Origin of the sequence: Marinicella marina, assembly GCF_030065545.1 — a bacterium.
Classification (GTDB): domain Bacteria; phylum Pseudomonadota; class Gammaproteobacteria; order Xanthomonadales; family Marinicellaceae; genus Marinicella; species Marinicella marina.
Genome location: NZ_JASJNC010000008.1, coordinates 53623 through 75270, shown reverse-complemented (window position 1 = coordinate 75270; position 21648 = coordinate 53623). Strand labels below are relative to the sequence as shown.

Annotated in this window: 20 protein-coding genes; 12 read left to right on the top strand and 8 right to left on the bottom strand. The window is 42.2% G+C overall.

Translation table 11 applies throughout. The features are described from left to right. Positions 1-41: 41 nt before the first annotated feature. The gene (locus QNI24_RS12915) at positions 42-905 is read right to left on the bottom strand and encodes an AraC family transcriptional regulator (RefSeq protein ID WP_267176629.1); all 864 of its coding nucleotides are present in this window, start codon (positions 903-905) and stop codon (positions 42-44) included. Between the two features lie 97 nt (positions 906-1002). Between QNI24_RS12915 and QNI24_RS12910 the strand changes: the two genes are divergently transcribed. After that, the gene (locus QNI24_RS12910; protein ID WP_267176630.1) at positions 1003-1380 is read left to right on the top strand and encodes a hypothetical protein; all 378 of its coding nucleotides are present in this window, start codon (positions 1003-1005) and stop codon (positions 1378-1380) included. Positions 1381-1442: 62 nt separating this feature from the next. Here QNI24_RS12910 and QNI24_RS12905 read toward each other — a convergent pair whose 3' ends face one another. Next, complete coding sequence (locus QNI24_RS12905) at positions 1443-2210, bottom strand: exodeoxyribonuclease III (protein ID WP_283708736.1); 768 nt, start codon at positions 2208-2210, stop codon at positions 1443-1445. A 97-nt stretch (positions 2211-2307) separates the two neighbouring features. Between QNI24_RS12905 and pyrE the strand changes: the two genes are divergently transcribed. The 3 genes from pyrE to QNI24_RS12890 are packed head-to-tail and all read left to right on the top strand — an operon-like array spanning position 2308 to position 3942. After that, on the top strand, positions 2308-2937 hold the full coding sequence (gene pyrE / locus QNI24_RS12900; protein WP_267176632.1) for an orotate phosphoribosyltransferase: 630 nt from the start codon (positions 2308-2310) through the stop codon (positions 2935-2937). A gap of 6 nt (positions 2938-2943) precedes the next feature. Then, complete coding sequence (locus QNI24_RS12895) at positions 2944-3732, top strand: symmetrical bis(5'-nucleosyl)-tetraphosphatase (RefSeq protein ID WP_267176633.1); 789 nt, start codon at positions 2944-2946, stop codon at positions 3730-3732. A gap of 45 nt (positions 3733-3777) precedes the next feature. Continuing rightward, on the top strand, positions 3778-3942 hold the full coding sequence (locus QNI24_RS12890; RefSeq protein ID WP_267176634.1) for a hypothetical protein: 165 nt from the start codon (positions 3778-3780) through the stop codon (positions 3940-3942). 522 nt (positions 3943-4464) lie between these two features. On the opposite strand, the gene QNI24_RS12885 is transcribed toward QNI24_RS12890, so the two are convergent. Continuing rightward, positions 4465-4737, bottom strand: a complete 273-nt coding sequence (locus QNI24_RS12885; protein WP_267176635.1) for a hypothetical protein — start codon at positions 4735-4737, stop codon at positions 4465-4467. Positions 4738-5291: 554 nt separating this feature from the next. Here QNI24_RS12885 and QNI24_RS12880 point away from each other — a divergent pair. The 3 genes from QNI24_RS12880 (at position 5292) to QNI24_RS12870 (ending at position 9904) form a co-directional block, all read left to right on the top strand. After that, the gene (locus QNI24_RS12880; RefSeq protein WP_267176636.1) at positions 5292-6386 is read left to right on the top strand and encodes an acyltransferase family protein; all 1095 of its coding nucleotides are present in this window, start codon (positions 5292-5294) and stop codon (positions 6384-6386) included. Positions 6387-6877: 491 nt separating this feature from the next. Continuing rightward, positions 6878-8107 (top strand): ammonium transporter, encoded by a 1230-nt coding sequence (locus QNI24_RS12875; RefSeq protein ID WP_267176637.1) that lies wholly within the window; start codon positions 6878-6880, stop codon positions 8105-8107. Positions 8108-8233: 126 nt separating this feature from the next. Then, complete coding sequence (locus tag QNI24_RS12870; RefSeq protein ID WP_267176638.1) at positions 8234-9904, top strand: glutamine--tRNA ligase/YqeY domain fusion protein; 1671 nt, start codon at positions 8234-8236, stop codon at positions 9902-9904. Between the two features lie 66 nt (positions 9905-9970). On the opposite strand, the gene QNI24_RS12865 is transcribed toward QNI24_RS12870, so the two are convergent. The 5 genes from QNI24_RS12865 to QNI24_RS12845 form a co-directional block, all read right to left on the bottom strand. Then, positions 9971-10771 (bottom strand): DUF1338 domain-containing protein, encoded by an 801-nt coding sequence (locus QNI24_RS12865; RefSeq protein ID WP_267176639.1) that lies wholly within the window; start codon positions 10769-10771, stop codon positions 9971-9973. Positions 10772-10899: 128 nt separating this feature from the next. Continuing rightward, positions 10900-12297, bottom strand: coding sequence for an asparagine--tRNA ligase (asnS, locus tag QNI24_RS12860; protein ID WP_267176640.1), 1398 nt, complete (start codon positions 12295-12297; stop codon positions 10900-10902). Positions 12298-12359: 62 nt separating this feature from the next. Then, positions 12360-13859 carry an aminotransferase class III-fold pyridoxal phosphate-dependent enzyme gene (locus tag QNI24_RS12855; protein ID WP_267176641.1) on the bottom strand — a complete coding sequence of 500 codons (1500 nt, stop codon included), beginning with the start codon at positions 13857-13859 and terminating at the stop codon, positions 12360-12362. A 137-nt stretch (positions 13860-13996) separates the two neighbouring features. After that, a complete protein-coding gene (locus QNI24_RS12850; RefSeq protein WP_267176642.1) occupies positions 13997-14710 on the bottom strand; it encodes a UDP-2,3-diacylglucosamine diphosphatase in 714 nt (237 codons plus the stop codon). Beyond that, entirely contained in the window at positions 14707-15303 is a 597-nt protein-coding gene (locus QNI24_RS12845) for a peptidylprolyl isomerase (RefSeq protein WP_410174832.1), read from the bottom strand. The genes QNI24_RS12850 and QNI24_RS12845 overlap by 4 nt, the downstream gene beginning before the upstream one ends. 173 nt (positions 15304-15476) lie before the next feature. On the opposite strand from QNI24_RS12845, the gene purT reads away from it, so the two are divergent. The 5 genes from purT to QNI24_RS12820 all read left to right on the top strand — a co-directional run bounded on the left by purT (position 15477) and on the right by QNI24_RS12820 (position 21640). Continuing rightward, on the top strand, positions 15477-16679 hold the full coding sequence (gene purT, locus QNI24_RS12840) for a formate-dependent phosphoribosylglycinamide formyltransferase (protein WP_267176643.1): 1203 nt from the start codon (positions 15477-15479) through the stop codon (positions 16677-16679). Further along, on the top strand, positions 16672-18807 hold the full coding sequence (gene rlmKL, locus QNI24_RS12835) for a bifunctional 23S rRNA (guanine(2069)-N(7))-methyltransferase RlmK/23S rRNA (guanine(2445)-N(2))-methyltransferase RlmL (RefSeq protein WP_267176644.1): 2136 nt from the start codon (positions 16672-16674) through the stop codon (positions 18805-18807). The genes purT and rlmKL overlap by 8 nt, the downstream gene beginning before the upstream one ends. An 87-nt stretch (positions 18808-18894) precedes the next feature. Next, positions 18895-19788: a DUF1684 domain-containing protein gene (locus QNI24_RS12830; RefSeq protein WP_267176645.1), complete on the top strand. Its 894-nt coding sequence runs from the start codon at positions 18895-18897 to the stop codon at positions 19786-19788. Between the two features lie 41 nt (positions 19789-19829). Next, positions 19830-20687: a mechanosensitive ion channel family protein gene (locus tag QNI24_RS12825; protein WP_267176646.1), complete on the top strand. Its 858-nt coding sequence runs from the start codon at positions 19830-19832 to the stop codon at positions 20685-20687. Between the two features lie 2 nt (positions 20688-20689). Beyond that, the gene (locus tag QNI24_RS12820; protein WP_267176647.1) at positions 20690-21640 is read left to right on the top strand and encodes a CorA family divalent cation transporter; all 951 of its coding nucleotides are present in this window, start codon (positions 20690-20692) and stop codon (positions 21638-21640) included. The last annotated feature ends 8 nt before the right edge of the window (positions 21641-21648 follow it).

Genomic DNA, 21648 nt, shown 5'->3' with positions numbered 1-21648 from the left:
ACAAAGCTTATCAGTATTTGATTAAATTTGTTTGACATTTTTCACTCCTCTTTGTTTTCGATTTGGCGGGCTTTACCTGGGGTGTTGCCAAAATGTTTTTTGAATACTTTGATGAATGAGGCTTCTGAGCGATAACCACATGACAGTGCCACCAGATAAATTGAGTCATCTGTATTTTCAAGTAAGTGTTTGGCTTGTTGCATGCGCCAATAAGTCATGTATTTCAGTGGTGTTATGGCCAACAGTTGATTGAATAAACTGGCAAATTTTGAACGTGATATCAATGCGGCTTCAGCCAATGAATCTAATGTCCATGGTTTATCCATTGCTGTATGAAAAGCCAATAAGCTTCTGGCGATGGCAGGGTTTGAAAGTCCTTTTAGAAGACCACTTTTATTGGTGTTGTCGTATAAATCTGTTGCCAAATAATATCGGACTATGTAAATAAAGAGAATTTCAGCCAACTTATCCAATACCAACTGTCTGCCTTCACTTTGGCTTTCTGCTTCACTGACAATTTGTTGGAACAACGTTTTTAACCAAGGTTGTTCATCCATTTGGTTGGCTTTTATATGTAAATAGGGTGGTAATCCCAGCAAAATCGGGTTGTTGTTATTATCAAATGATAGTTTTCCACATATTAATGTGGTTGAAATTTCAGCTTCTTCATTGGGGTTGATCAGTCGGTGGGGTGTGTTTCGAGCAAAAAATATCAAATCGCCTGCGCTGAGGTGTATGACGGGTTTGCCCTCTATATGTAACTCACAATTACCATAAGCTATGACATGAAAACTGCTGAGACCAGGATGGCTGGACTCAACTCCCCATGGAGAACAGAAGGCTGAATGCAGATAAATATTGGCATTGAAGTTAATTGTTTTAAAAATGCTTTGAATTATATCCATTGGACTAATTAGCTATTTATTTAGACTATATGTCATGTATCGTACCAATACCGCCAATAAAATACACTCACTAACTATTTATATTCAGGAGAAAAACATGTTTAACAGTAAAAAAATAATGATTCAGTCCTTTTTAATCTTATCACTTTTGGTGACTTTTTCCAGTCAAGCTGAATTGGCCAAACAAGTAGACGGAGTAACGACCATTCATTTGGATCAATATGGTGGCTACTTTGAAACCAAAGAGACATTGGCAGGACTGAAAGCAGGTACTTATGAGTTTGTTATTACCAATAAAACCAATAAATTGGTCGGGTTTCATTTACAAAACAATAAAACCAGAGAAGAACTGGATCGTTTTCCTTTAGAACCCAATCAAACGCGAATTTCACGTGTTGAAATTACCAGTGATGGTTTTCGATTCAGATGCCCAATAAACCCAACACCTTGGTATGAAATTGATGGTGTTAAGTGAATTATATTTGTTGACCTATCCAATCAAAAAAGGCTTAATCAGGAGCCTTTTTTGATGGCGTATTACACATCATACTCAATGGTTAAAGGTGCATGGTCTGAAAATCGTTCTTCTTTGTAAATTTCCGCTGATTTCACTTTGTTCTTCAAACAGGCAGAAGTGATGTGGTAATCAATACGCCAGCCGGTGTTATTGGCCCAGGCTTGTCCACGATTTGACCACCAAGTGTATTGTCCTTCGCGGTCATCGACCTCGCGAAACGCATCCACCAAACCATACTCACCAAACAGTTTGGTCATCCATTCACGTTCTTCTGGCAAGAACCCTGAGTTCTTTTGGTTGCCACGCCAGTTTTTGATGTCAATTTTCTTGTGGGCGATGTTCCAATCACCACAAATCACAAAAGGTTTGTCAGTGGCTTTTAACTCATCCAATATGGGTTCTAAGCGTTCCATACAAACGTATTTGAAATCTTGGCGCTCTTCTTTGGCAGAACCTGATGGCAAATACAGCGACGCCACAATCAAATGACCCAGGTCTACCATAATCCAGCGCCCCTCGTGATCAAATTCATCCCAACCCAGACCGTATTGCACTTTTGTTGGTTCATGCTTACTGTAAATAGAGACACCTGAATAGCCTTTTTTGACCGCATCGGATTGGTAGAAATGATAGCCTTGTGGAATAAATAACTTGGGATCCAATTGATGCAACTGGGCTTTGGTCTCTTGGATACACAAAACATCGGCTTGTTGTTTCTCAAACCACTCAAACATGCCTTTGCGTTGAGCTGCTCTGATGCCATTGGCATTCAAAGTAATGATTTTCATAGGGTGATCACAAAAATCAAGAATTATACCACTTCAATACTTGATAAATGCACGTCATTCTCCGAAGATAAACGTCTTATTCTTAACATGACGTGAAATGGATACAGCTCAACAATTCATCGCCTTGGCGGTCAATAAAAATGTCCTTAAATTTGGTGAATTCCAACTTAAATCTGGACGCATCAGCCCTTATTTTTTCAATGCGGGACTGTTCGACGATGGTCATTCCTTGGCCTTATTAGGTGAGTACTACGCCAAAACCATAAAAAACAGTGGCCTCGAATTTGACATGCTTTATGGCCCGGCCTACAAAGGCATTCCCCTGGCTACCGCCATTGCGGTGGCTTGGCATCATTTATATGCAGAGAATTTACCGGTGGCATTCAACCGCAAAGAAGCCAAAAAACACGGTGAAGGCGGTCAGCTGATTGGCGCTCCGGTAAAAGGTAAAGTATTGATTGTTGATGATGTGGTATCAGCCGGCACCTCGGTCAGAGAGTCTATTGAACTCATAAGTCAAGAAGGTGCCACAACTGTGGGCATTGCGGTGGCACTTGACCGGCAAGAAAAAGGCGCAGGTGATCGATCAGCCATGCAGGAGTTGTCAGAAGAATTTGAGTTAAGTACCATCAGCATTGCAGACCTAGATGCACTGTTTGAATATTTGAGTGATGATGCAGAAAATTTAGCTAAAATCAGTGCCTATCGAGCACAATACGGAGTTTAACCAACAATGGCGACCTACGTCATAGGTGATGTCCAAGGTTGTTTCAGTGCTTTGATGAAACTACTCAAAGCGATTGACTTTATGCCAACAAAAGACCGATTGATTTTTTGTGGTGATTTGGTCAACCGCGGTGGTCAATCGCTGGATGTGTTGCGTTGGGTATATGCCCACCAAAAATGTTGTGACAGTGTACTGGGTAACCATGATTTGAGCCTCTTAAGTAAGTATTATTTAAAAAAGTTTCGCACTAAAAACACTGAATTTAAAGAAATTTTCAATGCATCAGATGCAGCGTTATTGATGGATTGGTTGTTACATCGTCCTCTGTATATTGAGCAGCAAGATGTTATGGTTATCCATGCGGGTTTGTACCCCGGATGGGGCATCAAGCAGTTCAAGAAGTTGGCCACTAAAACTCGCACAAAAATGTTATCTGACCCTGCTGTTTTTTTTAAAACCATGTACGGTAACACACCAAAACAATGGTCTGAGGATTTGGCGGGACATTTAAAACATCGGTTTGTCATCAATGCCAGCACCCGCATGCGTTTTGTGAAAAAAGACGGCGCATTGAACTTCAGCCAAAACGGCCGAATCAGTGCGATGAAAAACCTCAAGCCTTGGTTCAGTTATTTTGCAGATAAAACCCTTGATCAACACATCATTTTTGGGCATTGGTCGGCTTTGGGTTTTTATCAAGACAGAAATGTCACTTGCTTAGACACAGGAAAGGTTTGGGGCGGGCAATTGACTACTTTACAACTAGAAAATCAGTCTGTGTTCAGCATCACATAGTATGATGTGTGCTGATTATTAATAAATGTAACTAAAAACCAACCAATGAATTCAAATAAAGCACAAGACATTGATGATTTACTGAAAAACTGGTCCAACGGAGATGCATCTGTTGAAGGCGATTTAATTGAGATGTTGTACCCTCATATCCATCGCATTGCACATTTTCAGATCAAGTCAAACTCAGCCAGTGCCCTGCAAACATTCTAATTTAGGACATGCATCGATTATGCATGGAATAAATAATGAAGTTTAAGTTTCTTGAGATGTTTTGCTTAATATTTTGTTGATTTCAGCGGTAATCTCACAAGAAAAGTGAGTTAGGTTGGGTTGTATGCCATTTTAAGTTGGTTCTAATTATTTTATCCGTGTTAAACGGTTGCAGACAGAATCTGCTGATTTTTTTATGGGTTTAAGCTACTCTAGGGCAGGTCTAAACATAATTCCGAGCGTCCATTTTCGCTTTGTATTTACTGAATATTCTTTCAGTTGTTCAGCGGTTCCTACAGCCGAATAACCAATTGAAATAAAACCTCGCTTGTCGCCACGAATACAACATCGAGTCTCATCAACTAATCTTATGAAACTTGATAAATAAAACGGTAGTTCATTATTATCTTTGCCAAAGCCAAAAAGCCAAGTGCTGGTAGTCTTGATTCGTTCTTGAATAGATGTGAATTCTGAGTTCTACAGTGCCTTGACCATACCAGCTCTAATTGGGCTCAAATCTACTTAAGCCACATACGTCAAAAGCGCTCGTTCGTCAAGCAATGCTTGGCTCTTAAAGCGACTCTTACAAAAGTGTCCAGTGCACTTGTCTTCCTCATTGGCTATTCTGGCGATGTATTCAGTAAAGGCTTTCACATACCATGAAACTGACATCAATCGAGCGCGGTATTCTGCAACATACTCTTTGGCTTTGCGAAGCCCAGCTTTAGTCTCAATTTCACCTTTTAAATATCGATCACAAAGTACCGGTAGTGAATACAAAGAGCACCAGGTCATAAGAACCTGAGTGGCATTCTGTTTTTCTGTTAAATTAACTCGAAAACAATATTAAAATACCCAAAGGGCAGACCCTGGTTCGATATGATGGCATAGGAACACACATCTATAGCGCACACAGAAGTGACTTTTTTGATGCGATTAATTAACCACCTACGGCGGTGCTAAGCCACATGGATGTGGTGAATGTCGATTATGCAGGAGCAATCATCGACCAAACGACTTTCTTGATACCTTAAGTTCACCAAACAAGAAGGCTCTGCGAAGCATCTAGATATCACGTGATACGTATGGCCGCAAACACTGCAGCGCTTCTTTCACTCCGTGAAAATCGCACTTTGCTTTTTGCTATGCTAAGGCGTTTACTTAGTGCAAATTTGTTGGTTTCGAGCAATAGTGATAAAAACTCCATTTAAAAGCATGATTTTGGCAAATTGATGTGTATTTATCTGTGGCAATTCACTGATGAGCATGTAAAAATTTGTTGAGAGGGATGCCTGTCCTATTTTGTGTCAATGATGACACTTTGAATATTTCCTAAAAAATTAGCAGTTATGATCATAAACATCCAGTTTTTAAGAACCATAGCAACTCTGATGGTTGTGCTCTTTCATGTATTTCCGCATTACATCAATGCGGATGGCCTGATCAAACAGTTTATGTTTTTGTTGCATCAGTTCGGTTTCATCGGTGTGGATATGTTTTTTGTCATCAGTGGATTTGTGATTTATAAATCCAGCTACAGGAACAATGGTCAGAAAAAATTCTTAGAGTTTATTTATGAGCGGGCTGCTCGTATTTATTTGGGTTATTGGCCCCATATGGTGATTGCGATCATTCTTGTGCTGTGGTTGCAACCAGTGATACTTGAAAGAATTGATTTTATTGGCTCAACTTTCTTAACCCAACCCAACTTTCGTGAACTCATGATTCCAGTTACCTGGACATTGTTCTTTGAAGTGTATTTCTATTTGTTTTTTGCTTTTTTGTTGCTTTTTAATAAACGCCATTTGTCTAAGATCTTAATCGTCTATTTTGTTGCTATTGTCTTGGTTCAGCTGTACGGCATAATCATTGAAAACAATTATGCTGTAGGCAAGTTCGAAAACATGAGCCTGGTCAATAAATTAATATTTTCACCTTTTTGCCTTGAGTTCATTATGGGGTGTTTGATAGGCATCTATTTTGATTCAAGAAGGGTGAAATCTTTGGGTTTATTGTTTGTGCTTACATTGATATTTTTTGGTTTGGGATTTTACTATCAACAAAGTGAGCTTTTACCTTCAGGGTTACTAGCTCAAGGTTACAACCTGCCACAGCGAGTCTTTTTTTATGGATTTTCAGCGGTTTTCATCACAATGATTCTGATTGAAGTTGAATTGCGAGGAAAGCAGCTTTTTCCAAAATTTTCTTTGCTCATGGCTGATGCCGCCTACAGCATCTACCTGTCCCATTTAATAATAATTTTTGTGCTGTTGCACAGTGGCTTTTTCTCGTTGACCAACAAATACCCAGAACTGATTATGGTTTCAATCCTCTTTTATATTTTTGTGACCTCTGTATACAGTATTCTGTTTTTTAAATATATTGAAAATCCATTGAATCAAAAAGCCAGGGCTTTGAGAAATAAGCTTTTCCCAAAGCATTGATTTTTAATTAATTACCATCGAAGACAAAGATCAGTCACAGCCTTTCGATGTTCAAACCCCGTGCGATTTATGCAACAGAACTTATATTAGTCTTCATTGATTATGACAATGCAATCAATGTTGCAGACGGTATGCTGTTCTATGCACCACATTGTCCACCAGGCCATGATAAATAATGATTTAAACTTTTTAAAATATAAACCACCTCAATGGCGTTTTTTTTACCTGAATTCATCACTTTAGAGCATTGATTGGGCAAATAAAAAAATAAATGAAATTATTTCAATAATTTTGACAAGGTTTTGGCGACTTTCCCGAGTTAATAAGTAAGACATGTTGATTGTCTTCTTTTTTATCTCAGGAAAGCAAGGAGTACAGCTCAAGGATGAGCCATGGATTTTAAGTTTTACATCACTGCTTTTTTATACGCAATTTCACTGATATACAAATCACCATGAATGCTCAACAATGATTCAAAAAAAGAGCGACACATGGAAAAACAATTATTCGAACTGAGTTATGCACTGGATACCTTTTATTTTTTGGTCTCTGGTGCTTTTGTGATGTGGATGGCTGCTGGCTTCTCTATGCTAGAGGCAGGTCTGGTCAGGTCTAAAAACACCACCGAAATTCTGACCAAGAATGTGGTGCTATTCGCCGTTTCATGCACCATGTACTTGTTGGTGGGTTATGCCTTGATGTATCCTGATTTGGGTGATGCTTTATTAACAGGCATCACTGGCGATGGCGTGGCAGATGATAAATCCTATGCCCCTTCTGCTGATTTTTTCTTTCAAGTGGTTTTTGTTGCCACTGCCATGTCTATCGTATCTGGTGCCGTGGCAGAACGCATGAAGTTGATGGCTTTCTTTGTCTTCGCGATAGTAATGACCGGTTTTATTTATCCGATGGAAGGCTATTGGACCTGGGGCGAAGGATCGGTTTTTGGGCTTTATTCTTTGGGTGACCTGGGCTTTTCGGATTTTGCTGGTTCGGGCATTGTGCATATGGCCGGGGCTGCCGCGGCTTTGAGTGGGGTGTTATTTTTAGGCCCGCGACAAGGAAAGTACGATTTGAAAGGCAAGCCCAGGGCGATTCCCGGTGCCAACTTACCCTTAGCGACCTTGGGTACCTTCATCTTGTGGATGGGCTGGTTCGGTTTCAATGGTGGTTCGGTGTTGGCCACTTCTTCAGTAGAAAAGGCTAACCTGGTGGCTGTGGTTTTTGTTAACACCAATGCAGCAGCAGCCGGTGGACTGATTGCGGCATTTATCACCGCCAAATTATTATTTGGCAAAGCTGATTTAACCATTATCCTCAATGGTGCTTTGGCTGGGCTGGTGACCATTACTGCTGAGGCGACCACACCGACACCGGCGGTGGCCACTTTATTTGGTGCGATGGGTGGCGTACTGGTGGTGTTCTCCGTAATCATGTTGGATAAGCTGCGATTGGATGATCCTGTGGGTGCCATATCTGTACACGGCTTGGTGGGCTTGCTGGGCTTGTTATTGGTGCCTTTGACCAACCCCGAAGTGAAGCTCAGCGGCCAGATTATAGGTGCGCTGACCATTTTCTTTTGGGTTTTCTTGAGCAGCTCGGTGGTCTGGTATTTGTTGAAGAAGACCATGGGCATTCGAGTCAGTGAACAAGAAGAATACGAAGGAGTTGATGTGGCTGAATGTGGTCTTGAGGCTTATCCAGAATTCACCAACAACTGAAGTGATTAATTAAAATCAACCGATTGGTCTCATTCGTTTATCTAATGTTGGCTCAAGAGGGTCGATTTTTGTGTGTTTACCTGTCAAAATACACACTAATTAAATAACCTCCTATACAGCCAAACAATGACAGATAAAAATGTGGTAGAAAACTTCATTACGCACATCATCGATGAAGACTTAGCCAATAAAAAGCACACACACGTGGTCACTCGTTTTCCACCAGAACCGAATGGATACTTGCACATCGGTCATGCCAAGTCCATCTGCTTGAATTTTGGGGTGGCTGATGATTACCAAGGCACTTGTCACTTGCGTTTTGATGACACCAATCCTGAGAAAGAAAGTAAGGAATATGCTGAATCAATCATCAAAGACATCAAGTGGTTGGGTTTTGATTGGCAAGGCAAAGCGTTTCACGCCTCTGATTATTTCGACCAGTTGTACCTCTACGCCGAACAATTAATCAACAAAGGTTTGGCTTATGTTGACGACCAGAGTCCTGAAGAAATGCGAGAAAATCGGGGTGATTTCAATCGACCTGGTATAGACAGCCCTTTCAGAGAACGTTCGGTTGATGAGAACCTGGAATTATTTCGGGCCATGAAAGCTGGCGAGTATGCAGATGGCCAAAAAGTCTTGCGCGCCAAGATAGACATGCAATCAGGCAACATCAACATGCGCGATCCGGTGTTATACCGAATCAAACGCATGCACCACATCAACACCGGTGATAAATGGTGTATCTACCCCATGTATGATTTCACTCATTGTTTGTCTGATGCGATTGAAGGCATCACGCATTCATTATGTACGTTAGAGTTTGAGGACCACAGGCCTTTGTATGACTGGGTCATCGACAACGTCGATATCAGTTGTCATCCACAACAAATCGAATTTTCTCGATTGAACCTGTCCTTCACCATCACTTCAAAAAGAAGGCTCAGTAAATTGGTTGAAGAACAAGTAGTTGATGGCTGGAACGACCCACGCATGTCAACCATCTCAGGCTTGCGTCGTCGTGGCTATCCACCGGCTGGTATCAGAGAATTCATCAAACAAGTAGGCGTCAGTAAAAAAGAGTCAGTGATTTCTATGACCGTGCTTGAGGATGCCATCAGGCACCATTTGAATATTGTGGCGCCAAGGGTCATGGGCGTGTTAAGGCCTTTGAAAGTGGTGATTGAAAATTACCCTGAAGATCAAGTTGAAATGTTAGAAGGGGCTAACCACCCACAAGATGAATCATTTGGCAGCCGTGAAATTCCGTTCAGTCGCGTTATCTATGTGGAACAGAGTGACTACAAGGAAAATGCCAATCGCAAGTTTTTCCGCTTAACCGAGGGCAGGGAAGTGAGGTTGCGTCACGCTTATTACATCACTTGTCGTGAAGCCATCAAGAATGAGGCTGGCGAAGTGGTTGAGTTGCGCTGTACTTATGATCCTGAAAGCCGTGGTGGCACTGCCGATGGCAGAAAGGTCAAAGGCACCATTCATTGGATATCTGCGCAACATGCAGAACCCATCGAGGTGCGGTTGTATGACCGTTTGTTCAATCATCCCAAACCTGCTTCCCTGGAGAACTTCATGGATGCAGTGAATCCAGATTCATTAGAGATTCTGCCGAATGCCATGTTGGAACCGGGCATCGCCGGTGCTGATGATGAGGTGGTTTATCAGTTTGAGCGCAACGCCTATTTCAAACGTGATAAAACTCATGAAACCGATAAACCCATTTACAATCAGGTGGTTACCATGAGGGATTCGTGGGCCAAGATGGAACAAGAAGGCAGTTAAGAGTAACAATGAAATAGAAACAAGGGCAGGTTTGCAAATAACCTGCCCATTTATTGATAGCCATGTCTATTTGGTGTTGGTGCTCTCGAAAATTTTATCAGCCGATGCAGCAATAAAACCTTGATACAGTTGACCAGTTTCGGTCGGATACCTTTTAGCAAATTCATAAAAGCAGCTGGGAATCAAATGATTCACATCGCTGAATTCTAAGTTAACCATGGGCGCCATGGTCGATGACTGTTCTAGCAGCTGTTCAGGCGTGCCTTTGATCAAACCACCGGATTCGTTCAAGGCAAAACCATTATCAAGAATGAATTGATTCAAGCTTTGGATATCAAAAAAGGTATTCAAGTGATTGATCGATACAGTAAAGTGGTTGGCACGGTAGCCGAATGCTGCGGTCCATGCGGCGTATTCACTTTCTTGTAACAATGTGATGTATTCAGTAAAGCTCAAATTCCAAGGCCTACCGGTATACAAAAAGTCTTCTTCAAACATTTCTTCATCACCCACTTCACTGTCAATGCGCTGCACAATGGTTTGCAGCTCATCTGAAAAAGCTTCAGTGATTAACTCACTGATGAAAATCTTGGGGTGATTGGGATTCTCTTTATGTTCGTAATGATAAGCGTTGAGTTTTTTTGCAGTAAAATCATAACTGCCGCGATTTTCATAACCCATGTCTTCGAAGATTTTGGCCAAATTATCGATGCCTAATTTGGCTGTGTTGAATGTTCTTAAGGCGACGTGGTCATTGACTACATGTTCCCCACGCGCTTCTAACAAGGCATGTATGGCCTCTGCTTGTGGGTTGATTGCGGTGTATTGTTGCCATAGATTGGCAAAAAATTCTTCTACAGTTTGCATGGAAAGATCATTGCTGAATAAAACCGCATTATAGCCATGAATGGATAGAGTAAAACAACTAGTTGTAGAAATTTATGCCAATAAAAAAGGCGACTACAGTCGCCTTCTTTCTGGCTTAACACTTTGAATCAGAACTTCGCGGTTCCAGGGGTTCTGGGGAATGGGATGACGTCACGAACATTGGATAATCCGGTGACATAGCTGACCAAACGCTCAAAACCAGCACCAAATCCAGCATGTGGCACGGTTCCATAGCGTCTGAGGTCGGTGTACCATTTGTATTCGTTTTCATCCAGACCGTGTTGTTCCATGCGATTCAACAAGTAATCTAAACGTTCCTCACGTTGGGCACCACCCATGATTTCACCGATACCAGGTACCAACACATCCATCGCAGCAACAGTTTTACCGTCGTCATTCATGCGCATGTAAAATGGCTTGATTTCTTCTGGGTAATTCATTACCACGGTTGGTTTTTTGAAGTGTTTTTCAGTTAAGAAGCGCTCGTGTTCGGTTTGTAGGTCCAGACCCCACTCAACAGGGTACTCGAACTGTTCACCTGAGTGCTTCAGGATATCCAGGGCATCGGCATAATTAACCCGTTCAAAACTGTCATCACACAAGGTCTCCAACCTTTGTATGGCTGTTTTATCAACGAAGCTATTGAAGAACTTCATGTCATCCATGTTGTTGGCCAAGACTTGTTTGACCACAAATTTAAGAAAATCCTCACCCAATTGAGCCGCATCATTCAAATCAGCAAATGCGACCTCTGGTTCAATCATCCAAAACTCTGCCAAGTGACGTTGGGTGTGTGAGTTTTCAGCCCTGAAAGTTGGGCCAAATGTATACACCTTGCTCAAAGCACAGGCGTATGTCTCAGCATTCAATTGACCTGAAACGGTTAAATAAGCCTCTTTACCGAAAAAATCTTGGCTGTAATCAATGTTGCCTTTGTCATCTTTGGGTAAGTTCATCATATCCAGTGTGGACACCCTGAACAGGTCTCCCGCACCTTCACAGTCACTGGCTGTAATGATTGGGGTGTGTAACCAAAAATAGCCGTTTTGACTGAAGTATTGATGAACTGCTTGGGCCATGGTATTGCGTACCCTGAGCATGGCGCTGAAGGTATTGGTGCGTGGGCGCAAGTGAGCCACCTCACGCAAAAATTCCATGGTGTGTCGTTTCGGTTGAACAGGGTAGGTGTCTGGATTCTCAACCCAACCCACAACCTCAACTGATTGGGCATGAATCTCAACAGATTGTCCTTTGCCACCTGATTCTACCAATTCACCTTGTATGATGACCGAACATCCTGTGAACAATTTCAGTATGTCAGCGTAATTGGGTAACTCATTATTGGCCACAACTTGAATGCCGTCAAAGCAAGAACCATCATGGACTACTAAGAATGAAAAACCGCCCTTAGAATCACGGGTGGTTCTGATCCAGCCTTTAATCTCTACCGATTCACCGGTATCAACTTGGCCATTAAGCAATTTCTTGATTGCGTGTGTTTGCATAAAAACTCCTTAAAAAAAGCCGCTTAAACCGCGGCTTTCATGAATGGTTGTGGTTTATTAATTCAGCTGGCTTTATCCAAAGAATTGGCTTTAGGACCGTTGATCAGCGCATTTTCAACACCTTCAATCAATAAGTCCACCTCAGCATCAGTGATGTTAAAGTGCGGGGTAAAGCGCAGTGAGTTCTCACCGCCATGAATCACACCTAAACCATTGTATCGAAGGTACTCTTCGATGCTGTTTTTGCCGTAGGCTTTGTATTCTGGCGCCAACTCACAAGAGAACAATAAGCCGGTGCCTTGAACGTTGGTGATTTCACCGTGCATTTTGTTTTGTAATTCTTTCAGTTTGGATACGAATAATTTACCTTTATCACGAATATTCTGACGCGAGGCCTCATCCAATTCAGTCAGGACTGTGTAAGCCACATCCAGGGCTTTGGGATTAGCAGTCATGGTATTACCGTAGATGCCAACCACATAAAGTTCAGCTGCTTTCTTATTCATGGCCAAAACTGACAATGGATAATGACCGGCGTTCAATGCCTTCGAGTAAGTTTCCATGTCTGGTGCTGGTAAGTTTTCAAAACCCGGGTAGTCACAAATTGATAAACAGCCTTGTGCTCGTAATCCAGCTTGAATTGAATCAACCAAAAACAAAGTGCCGCTCTTCTCAGTTAATTCTCTGGCAGTGGCATAAAACTCAGGGGTGATGGCCATGCCTGGGTTACCTTCGCCCATGACTGGTTCAATGAACAAGGATTCAATGAATTCGTTGTTGTTGGCAGCATCATCAAAGGCTTGTTTTAATGCTTCAACATCATTGACTGGCACAGTAATGAGGTTGTTGCGGCCCTGAAATGATGCCAAATTCTTTTTATAGGACTTTAATGAAGAGTCAGAGTACTGTGCAGGGCGATCGGTTCTGCCATGGAAAGCACCTTCTAAAGCCATAATTTTAATGGTTTTTCCATAGTGCTCACCATTCATGCCGGTTTGTTTTTTGGCGTTGACGTCGGAAATTCTTGAGGCCACAGTCACCGCTTCTGAACCTGAATTCATACAAATGAATTTCTCAAATGGACAAGCATCACGGCCTTGGCCAATTTCTTTCTTCAACAAATCCGATAAGCGCTTCTGATAAAAGCTGGGAGTCATGATGTTAGCCATAACATGTGGTCTGGCCATGGCTTCAAGTACATGATCTGCACCGTGTCCAGCGCCTAACATGCCGTAACCGCCGCTGTCATGCAGTACAGCGCCTTTCAGTGTCACAATCCATGGGCCTTTACCAGCCAAAGCGACATAAGGATTAACGGCATCTGCAGCATAAAAATTGATGTAATCAGCATGAATGAATGCCAATTGGTCAGCTTCATCCATATCTATCAATTCTGGGTAGTCAGTTTTAACTTTTTCAAGCTCTTGACTTGCCAGTTCAATGGCAGTCACCAAATCTGGATCAATCTCAATGAACTTGTTGACGTCTTCGTCTTTTAAACCATGTGTGATCACATCCCCTTTGGCGCTTCTTAATTGAAGCAACTGATTAAATACGGTCATTCTCAATCTCTTTCAAATTAGCAAAGCCTAATTTTATCATGAAATGGCGCCAAACCCAATGGACTTCACGCATTGAAATACAAAGCTTTGGTAGGGTTATTTTCAGTTTGGGTAATACGTATAAGAAGGGCTTATGTTTAATGACCAACCAGCTGAAAATCGTCTTCTTGAACTTTCAGATAACTGATTTGATGGTGCCAATCACCTAAAACTATGCGGGTGTTTTCTCCATGCTTGTGAATGGCTGGCCTGTGGGTGTGGCCATGAATCAGGGTTTTGACTGGGTGCTTGATGAACAAGTCTTCGATGGCTTGGGTGTTGACGTCCATGATTTCGTTGGTTTCTGACATCGCCATTTGGGTGTGTTGCTGACTTTGTTCACGGGCTTTTTGCGCGAATTCAATGCGTTGGGCTATGGGCATTTTAAGAAAATTTTGTTGCCACTGTGGATCGCGAAACATACCACGCACTTTTTGGTACGCCATATCATCGGTACATTCAGCATCACCATGCACCAGCAATACCTGTACGCCATTCAGTTCAATGGTATGAGGTTCGTTAAGAATCGTCATACCACAGCTTTCAGCAAAAGCTTGTCCCAATAAGAAATCCCTGTTGCCGGCCATGAAATAGACTTCTGTTCCATGCTCACTGAGTGCTTTCAGTGCTTTTTGTGCCGCCATTGCGGTTTTGTCCAAAGCATCATCACCCAACCAATACTCAAAAAAATCACCCAATATGTACAAAGCCCGTGCATCACGGGCTTGGTTTTGACAAAACTGAATGAACCTTTTGGTGATCAGTGGCTGCTGTTCACAAAGGTGAAGATCAGAGATAAAGTAGGTGCTCATGAAGCAGGAACGCTCACCTCAGGTAAGGCATCAATCACTGTGATTGATTGGATGACTATGTTTTTAATAGGCACATCTTTTCTGAATGGCATTTTGCCTGCTGTAGGGGTGAATCTGATTTCATCAACCACATCCATGCCTCGCAGCACTTTTCCGAAAACCGCATAACCCCAGGTGTTGGTGTTTTGTTCACCAGTGAAATTCAAAGCGGCATTGTCTTGGACATTGATGAAAAACTGTGAAGTGGCTGAATGAGGATCGGGTAGTCTCGCCATGGCAATGGTGCCACGCAGGTTTTTCAGTCCATTATTGGCTTCATTTTTAATCGGGTCTTTGGTTGGTTTTCGCTCCAACTCTTCAGTGAAACCACCGCCTTGAATCATAAAAGTGCTGATCACACGGTGAAAGATGGTGCCATCATAGTATCCTTCCTTGACGTAACTTAAAAAATTAGCCACAGATAAGGGGGCTTTATCATTGTATAACTCCAGATACACATCGCCTTCCGATGTTTGCATTTTTACTAAAGTGTTTTCTGCTGTAACGGTACTCGTTAGCAAGATTAACAGCAAAGAAATGATTGATTTATTCATAGAAAACCTCTGATTGTTTGATTTTGTCGATATGATAACTTGAAGTGGTTTTATTTACCAGATTGAAAATTACCAACATTGATTTGACCCCGTTAACAACAAAAGGTTTCCACGCTGTAATCAAAGACAAAGGTGTTATAATGCCGGCATAATAAACCACCTTAAAAACGTCAATGGAACAACATTTCAATTCAACACGCAAACAAGCCATCAAAATCATGTTGCTGGGTTCTGGGGAACTCGGTAAAGAGGTCGTCATTGAGGCGCAAAGGTTAGGTATCAATGTGATTGCAGTCGATCGCTATGCCAACGCACCAGCCATGCAGGTAGCCGATGAATGTGAGGTCATTGATATGACTGATGGCAAATCATTGAAAGCTGTAATCACAAAACATTCGCCTGATATGGTGGTGCCAGAAATTGAAGCCATTGCTACGGACGTATTGGTTGAGCTTGAGGCAAATGGTTTGCATGTGGTGCCAACTGCAGGTGCCGCCAAACTGACTATGGATCGCGAGGGCATCAGGCGCTTGGCGGCGGAAGAACTTGAAATCAATACCAGTCCTTATGAATTTGTTGATGACTATGAAGCTTTTTGTAAAGCCGTTGAGCAAGTTGGTCTGCCTTGTGTGGTTAAACCAGTCATGAGCTCGTCTGGAAAAGGACAATCCACCATTAAGGTGGCTGAAGATATCCAGACAGCTTGGGATTACTCACAAAGTGGTGGTCGCACGGGTGCTGGTCGGGTGATTGTCGAGGGGTTTGTAAAGTTTGATTATGAAATCACCTTGTTAACCATCAGACACAAGGATGGTACCTCATATTGTGAGCCCATCGGCCACCGTCAAGAAGGCGGTGATTATCATGAATCATGGCAACCACAAGCGATGACCGATGTTTCACTGGCCAAGGCCAAAGAAATAGCCAAAAAAATCACCACTGCGTTGGGAGGCTTTGGCCTTTTTGGTGTGGAATTGTTTGTTCGCGGTGATGAGGTGATTTTTTCTGAAGTCTCACCCAGGCCCCACGATACGGGTATGGTAACCATGATTTCTCAGGACTTGAGTCAGTTTGCTTTGCATGTCAGAGCGATTCTGGGTTTACCGATTCCAGCTATCCAACAAAATGGTACCTCTGCATCGCATGTGATACTTGGCAATGGCACAGGCATTAATCCAACTTTCAGCGGTGTGGCTGAAGCTTTAACCCAGAAGGGCACGCAAATTCGTCTATTTGGCAAGCCTGAAATCAATGGTCAAAGACGCTTAGGCGTCTGCTTGGCCACAGCCAATTCTCTCAATGGTGCGCGCAAAAAAGCCACAACCATGGCAGAGACTATCAAGGTACATATTCATGCTGAGATGAGTGATGACTGATAATCAATTAATCAGTGGTTTTGTCAGTTGTCCCAAACACATAGAATTACTGTTAAAAGATGAATTGATTCAGTTGGGTACTGAAGAAGTGTCAGAGGGTTTGGCTGGTGTTCATGCCACTGCCTCAACAGCAACATGGCTGAATGTGGTGATGTGGTCACGTTTGGCCAACCGGGTATACCTCAAGTTGGCCAGTGCCCAATGTGCCAATAAAAAAGATTTGTATGCAGCCATAGCTGCGATTCAATGGTCGCCTTTGTGCAATGAGATTCCCAAAACACTGTCCATCAAGTTCAACGGCACCAATAAAGAATTAAACAACAGCCATTTTTCGTCACAGGTGACTAAGGATGCGATTTGTGATCAATTGAATGAAGCCTATGGTTTTAGACCCAAAGTGGTCAGTTCCGACGGACATTTAAGCGTCTATGCCCGACTAAAATATAAACAGTTAGACATTTACCAAGACATCACCGGCCAGAGTTTGCACCAACGAGGTTACCGTGGTGTCAATACTTTGGCGCCTTTGAAAGAGAATTTAGCTGCTGCCATATTAATCAGGGCTGGTTGGCCTGATTTGGCAAACCAAAACCACAATTTAATTGATCCGATGTGTGGCTCAGGTACATTGTTGACAGAGGGCTGGCAAATGGCTTGTGACATCGCACCCAATGCCCGCATTAAAAGTCATGCTTTATTTACTTGGCATGGGTTCAATGCCCAACTTTGGACCAAAATGTTGATGGCGGCAGAACAACGAGCCGAAGCTGGTCAAGCCAGTTTCAAAGGACAAATCATTGGCGTTGATCACCACAAAGACTCAATCAGCCAAGCCAATAAAAACCTGGCCAATTTACCACACACCAAACGCATCAGCTTCCAATACCAAACATTGGATAAGTTTCGCATTCCACCGCGCAATAACCTGATCGTCTGTAACCCACCTTATGGCGTGCGATTGCAGAAAAATTATTTATCCAGCTGGGTGCAATTACGTGATTGGCTGTCGGCCAAAGTCAACGATGCCAAAGCCGCTGTCCTCACCCCAGATGAGGCCAAAGGCTGGTTATTGGGTTACCGAGCCACTCAATCTTATGCTTTACTCAATGGTGCCATACCTATTCAGCTGAGGCTATTTGAGGTCAGCAATGACAACAAGCTGACTTTGCCAGAGGGTCAGTTATTTGCCTTACCCGCAGCAGCGCAAATGTTGGCCAACCGTTTGAAAAAGAACAAAAACCAGTTACAAAATTGGCTGGATAAAAATGCCATTGAAGCCTACCGTTTGTATGATGCTGATATTCCAGAGTATGCGGTGGCGATAGACTGTTACCAAAATCACATACATATCCAAGAATATCAAGCGCCAAAAACCATTGATGAGAAAAAAGCGGCTTTACACCTCAATCATGTGATGCTGGCAGTACAATCAGTGCTGCAACCCAAGATTGAAAAGATTCACTTAAAAACCCGTCAAAAGCAAAAAGACAAACAACAATACAACAAGCTCAACGAACAGGAAGACCGGTTTGTGGTCAACGAGCAGGGCAGGAAGTACCTGATAGATTTAGAACAATACTTGGATACAGGCTTATTTCTGGATCACCGCTGGCTCAGAAACCACGTGCAAAAAATCAGCAAAAATAACAAAGTATTGAACCTGTTTAGTTACACCGGTGCGATATCAGTGGCTGCCGCACACGGTGGGGCACATTCTGTGGTCAGTGTTGATACATCGAAGACTTACCTCAAATGGGCTGAGGAAAATTTTGCTTTGAACGGATTGCGTCAGCAACAACACCGTTTTGTGCGCTCCGATGTGATGGACTTCTTGGCCAGATGCAGCGAGCAGTTTGATGTGATTGTGACTGATCCACCTACCTTTTCAAATTCACATTCTCGTGATGAAGACTGGAGTGTGCAAAAAGACCACGCGAAAATGATTCGAGCAGCCATGAAATTGTTGAATAAAGATGGTGTTTTATTTTTCTCAAATAACTTCAGAAAGTTTTCATTAGGTGTTGATTTAAAACAAGAATATAATATTAAAAATATCACTGAAACCAGCTTTGACCCTGATTTTATAGGATCTAAAATCCATCATTGTTATCAAATGACTCATCGATAAAGGAGGATTTAACAAATCTGAACTTTGAATTGACTTGAAAATAACCGCAAAGGATTTAACATGGTGGTTTTATTGAAGAGATTAACCATGAAATATATTTCAACTTGGATGATGTGCCTGATTTTTTCACTTCAAGCTAATGCAGCAGAGCAAGGAAATAGCAAATCTGCCTATGAGGAATGGAAAGAGGGCCGACTTGAGCGCTTGATGGAGCCACATGGTTGGTTGTCGTTGGTAGGACTAGAATGGTTGCATGTCGGTGCCAACAGTATTGGTTCAGCAGCAGATAACATGATTCAACTCAGTCATGGTCCTGACTACCTTGGTCAGATTGTTTTGCAGCGTGATAACAGCTTACGATTCATCCCAGAGTTGACCTCAGGAATAAAAGCCAATGATGAATTGGTTACAGGGCCGATGGAAGTATTTGCTGACTCAGATGAGCAGGGAGCAACTGTTTTTACCGTTGATACTTATGAGTTTTTTGTGGTTGAAAGGGATAAGATGGGGGTTCGCATCAAAGATTCTGAAGCCATTACCAGAACTGGTTTCTTGGGATTGGAGTATTTTCCAGAGGACACCCAATTCAGAATTGATGCAGATTTCATTGCTTATGAGCCAGCCAAACTCATACCGACAGTCAATGTGCTAGGTATCTTGACCAACCAAGAATCACCAGGACGTCTGGAGTTCACCATTGATGGTGTTGATTACAGCCTGGATGCACTGGATTCTGATGATTCCTATTATATGATTTTTGGCGATAAGACCAATGGTAAAACAACTTACGGACCAGGAAGATTTCTTTATACCGACGGTAAAGTAGACGAAGCGGGGAAAGTCCGTATTGATTTTAATAAAGCCTATAATCCACCTTGCTCTTTTACTGCCTATTCAACCTGTACTTTACCACCCTTACAAAATCGCCTGCCAGTTGCCATTGAGGCCGGTGAGAAAAAATACGCTAACAGCACGTATTAGTCTAAAATCAAAGACATTCATCAGCAATCAGTCTAGCCATTATGTATGAAGCCCTGAACAACACCGCATTCACCCTAAGCAGTGGCGTAATGGTAACTTGGTTACAGATCATTTATTCATTGATGTTTGTGGTTTTTGCTTGGTTTTTTAGTCGCTTATTGGCTTTTATATTGGTGCGCAAATTACTGACAAAAACCCGCATCAGCGAAGACAGCAAAGCAATCATTCAAAAAATCTTATTTTTTACCATGTTGGTATTGGTGTTGTTATCGGTTTTGACCTATTTAGGCATACCTTTAGCGACTTTCGCCTTTATTTCTGGTGCAGTGGCTATTGGCTTTGGTTTTGGTGCCAAGAACATCATTGAAAACTTTCTCAGTGGGTGGATTTTGATGTCAGAGCGACCCATCAGGATGGGTGATATCATTGAGCTTGACGGTTTTCTGGGAGTGGTAATGGGTATTGGCAACCGTTCTACACAAATTCGGCGCAATGATGGCGCACATATCATAGTGCCTAACAGTCAAGTATTAGAGTCAAGGCTGGTTAATTGGACTTTACATGACCCTTTTATCAGAACATCGGTGAGGGTAGGCGTTGCTTATGGTACTGATGTTGAGCTGGTAAGAGCACGAATGGAAGCGGTATTGGACAGCCACGAGTTGGTGCAGGATTTTCCACAATTTGTAGTGGTTTTTGAGGATTTTGCTGACAATGCTTTGGTTTTTGATGCTTTCTTTTGGGTCTCGGTTCAATCTGGTAAAGAATTACGAATTATCAGAAGTGAAATCCGTTTCATGCTTGAAAAAGCCTTTCGAGAGGCAGGCATTGTAGTGGCTTTCCCACAGCGTGATGTCCATGTCAATTTCACCAATCCAATACCTAAGGAAGAAAGTTGAGCATGAAAAACAGCAACATATCAGAATTGTTTTTAGATGGTTTAGGCGGGGTCAGTAATGTAGTTGAACCCAGTCAATCAGTGGTCATTTGGCACCACATAAGACTCAATGACAAAACATCCCGAAACTGGATAAAAAAACAATCTGACATGTCAGAGCATGCCAAAGTGATGTTAATCAATAACGAGAACAGACCCAGAGCCCATGTGTCTGATGAAGAAATATCTTTGTGTCTGCGCGGTATCAACTTCAACCAAGAAGCCCAGCCGGAAGACATGATCTCAATCAGACTGTGGTTTAATGACAAGCACATCGTCACCTCATCAAATGAGGGCAGTCAATCAATCAAAAGTATCAAAAGCGATTTATCCAATAAGCTCGGCCCCAAAAGCCCAGAACACTTTATTTTAAATATGATTGAAAAATTAGCGGGTTTAACTGATGATTTTGTCGACAAAATGGATGAAAAAATAGACTTGATGGAAGACAGTATTGAACACAGTAAACTCAATGAGTTCAGCCCGCAAATGAGTCAAATGCGCAGGCAAATTGCCAATATCAGAAGGTATTTACTGCCACAAAAAGAGGCCATTGATAAATTGTACCGGCAAAAATCCAAGTTACTCAGTGAGTCCTTTTACGATCAAGTCTATTTATACAGTGATAAGTTCATTCAATTGATAGAAAACCTCGATATGATGCGTGAACGCGCCTTGATGCTACAAGAACACTTCATGGCCAACATCAGCCACCAACAAAACAGCAGGTTATATCTTTTGGCTATCATTTCTGCGATTTTTCTGCCACTGACATTCCTGTCAGGCTTATTTGGTATGAATGTAGGGGGCATGCCTGGAATTGAGGATGCTGCGGCTTTTTGGTATGTCATCGCCTTCAGTTTGGCATTAACCATGGCTTTGCTGGTGTGGTTTAAGAAAAGCCGCTGGTTTTAACCTCAGTG

Excerpts from the sequence above, each read along its gene's own strand:
- QNI24_RS12915 (WP_267176629.1), bottom strand. The coding sequence starts at position 905 with ATGGATATAATTCAAAGCATTTTTAAAACAATTAACTTCAATGCCAAT.
- QNI24_RS12910 (WP_267176630.1), top strand. The coding sequence starts at position 1,003 with ATGTTTAACAGTAAAAAAATAATGATTCAGTCCTTTTTAATCTTATCA.
- QNI24_RS12905 (WP_283708736.1), bottom strand. The coding sequence starts at position 2,210 with ATGAAAATCATTACTTTGAATGCCAATGGCATCAGAGCAGCTCAACGC.
- pyrE (WP_267176632.1), top strand. The coding sequence starts at position 2,308 with ATGGATACAGCTCAACAATTCATCGCCTTGGCGGTCAATAAAAATGTC.
- QNI24_RS12895 (WP_267176633.1), top strand. The coding sequence starts at position 2,944 with ATGGCGACCTACGTCATAGGTGATGTCCAAGGTTGTTTCAGTGCTTTG.
- QNI24_RS12890 (WP_267176634.1), top strand. The coding sequence starts at position 3,778 with ATGAATTCAAATAAAGCACAAGACATTGATGATTTACTGAAAAACTGG.
- QNI24_RS12885 (WP_267176635.1), bottom strand. The coding sequence starts at position 4,737 with ATGACCTGGTGCTCTTTGTATTCACTACCGGTACTTTGTGATCGATAT.
- QNI24_RS12880 (WP_267176636.1), top strand. The coding sequence starts at position 5,292 with ATGATCATAAACATCCAGTTTTTAAGAACCATAGCAACTCTGATGGTT.
- QNI24_RS12875 (WP_267176637.1), top strand. The coding sequence starts at position 6,878 with ATGGAAAAACAATTATTCGAACTGAGTTATGCACTGGATACCTTTTAT.
- QNI24_RS12870 (WP_267176638.1), top strand. The coding sequence starts at position 8,234 with ATGACAGATAAAAATGTGGTAGAAAACTTCATTACGCACATCATCGAT.
- QNI24_RS12865 (WP_267176639.1), bottom strand. The coding sequence starts at position 10,771 with ATGCAAACTGTAGAAGAATTTTTTGCCAATCTATGGCAACAATACACC.
- asnS (WP_267176640.1), bottom strand. The coding sequence starts at position 12,297 with ATGCAAACACACGCAATCAAGAAATTGCTTAATGGCCAAGTTGATACC.
- QNI24_RS12855 (WP_267176641.1), bottom strand. The coding sequence starts at position 13,859 with ATGACCGTATTTAATCAGTTGCTTCAATTAAGAAGCGCCAAAGGGGAT.
- QNI24_RS12850 (WP_267176642.1), bottom strand. The coding sequence starts at position 14,710 with ATGAGCACCTACTTTATCTCTGATCTTCACCTTTGTGAACAGCAGCCA.
- QNI24_RS12845 (WP_410174832.1), bottom strand. The coding sequence starts at position 15,303 with ATGAATAAATCAATCATTTCTTTGCTGTTAATCTTGCTAACGAGTACC.
- purT (WP_267176643.1), top strand. The coding sequence starts at position 15,477 with ATGGAACAACATTTCAATTCAACACGCAAACAAGCCATCAAAATCATG.
- rlmKL (WP_267176644.1), top strand. The coding sequence starts at position 16,672 with ATGACTGATAATCAATTAATCAGTGGTTTTGTCAGTTGTCCCAAACAC.
- QNI24_RS12830 (WP_267176645.1), top strand. The coding sequence starts at position 18,895 with ATGAAATATATTTCAACTTGGATGATGTGCCTGATTTTTTCACTTCAA.
- QNI24_RS12825 (WP_267176646.1), top strand. The coding sequence starts at position 19,830 with ATGTATGAAGCCCTGAACAACACCGCATTCACCCTAAGCAGTGGCGTA.
- QNI24_RS12820 (WP_267176647.1), top strand. The coding sequence starts at position 20,690 with ATGAAAAACAGCAACATATCAGAATTGTTTTTAGATGGTTTAGGCGGG.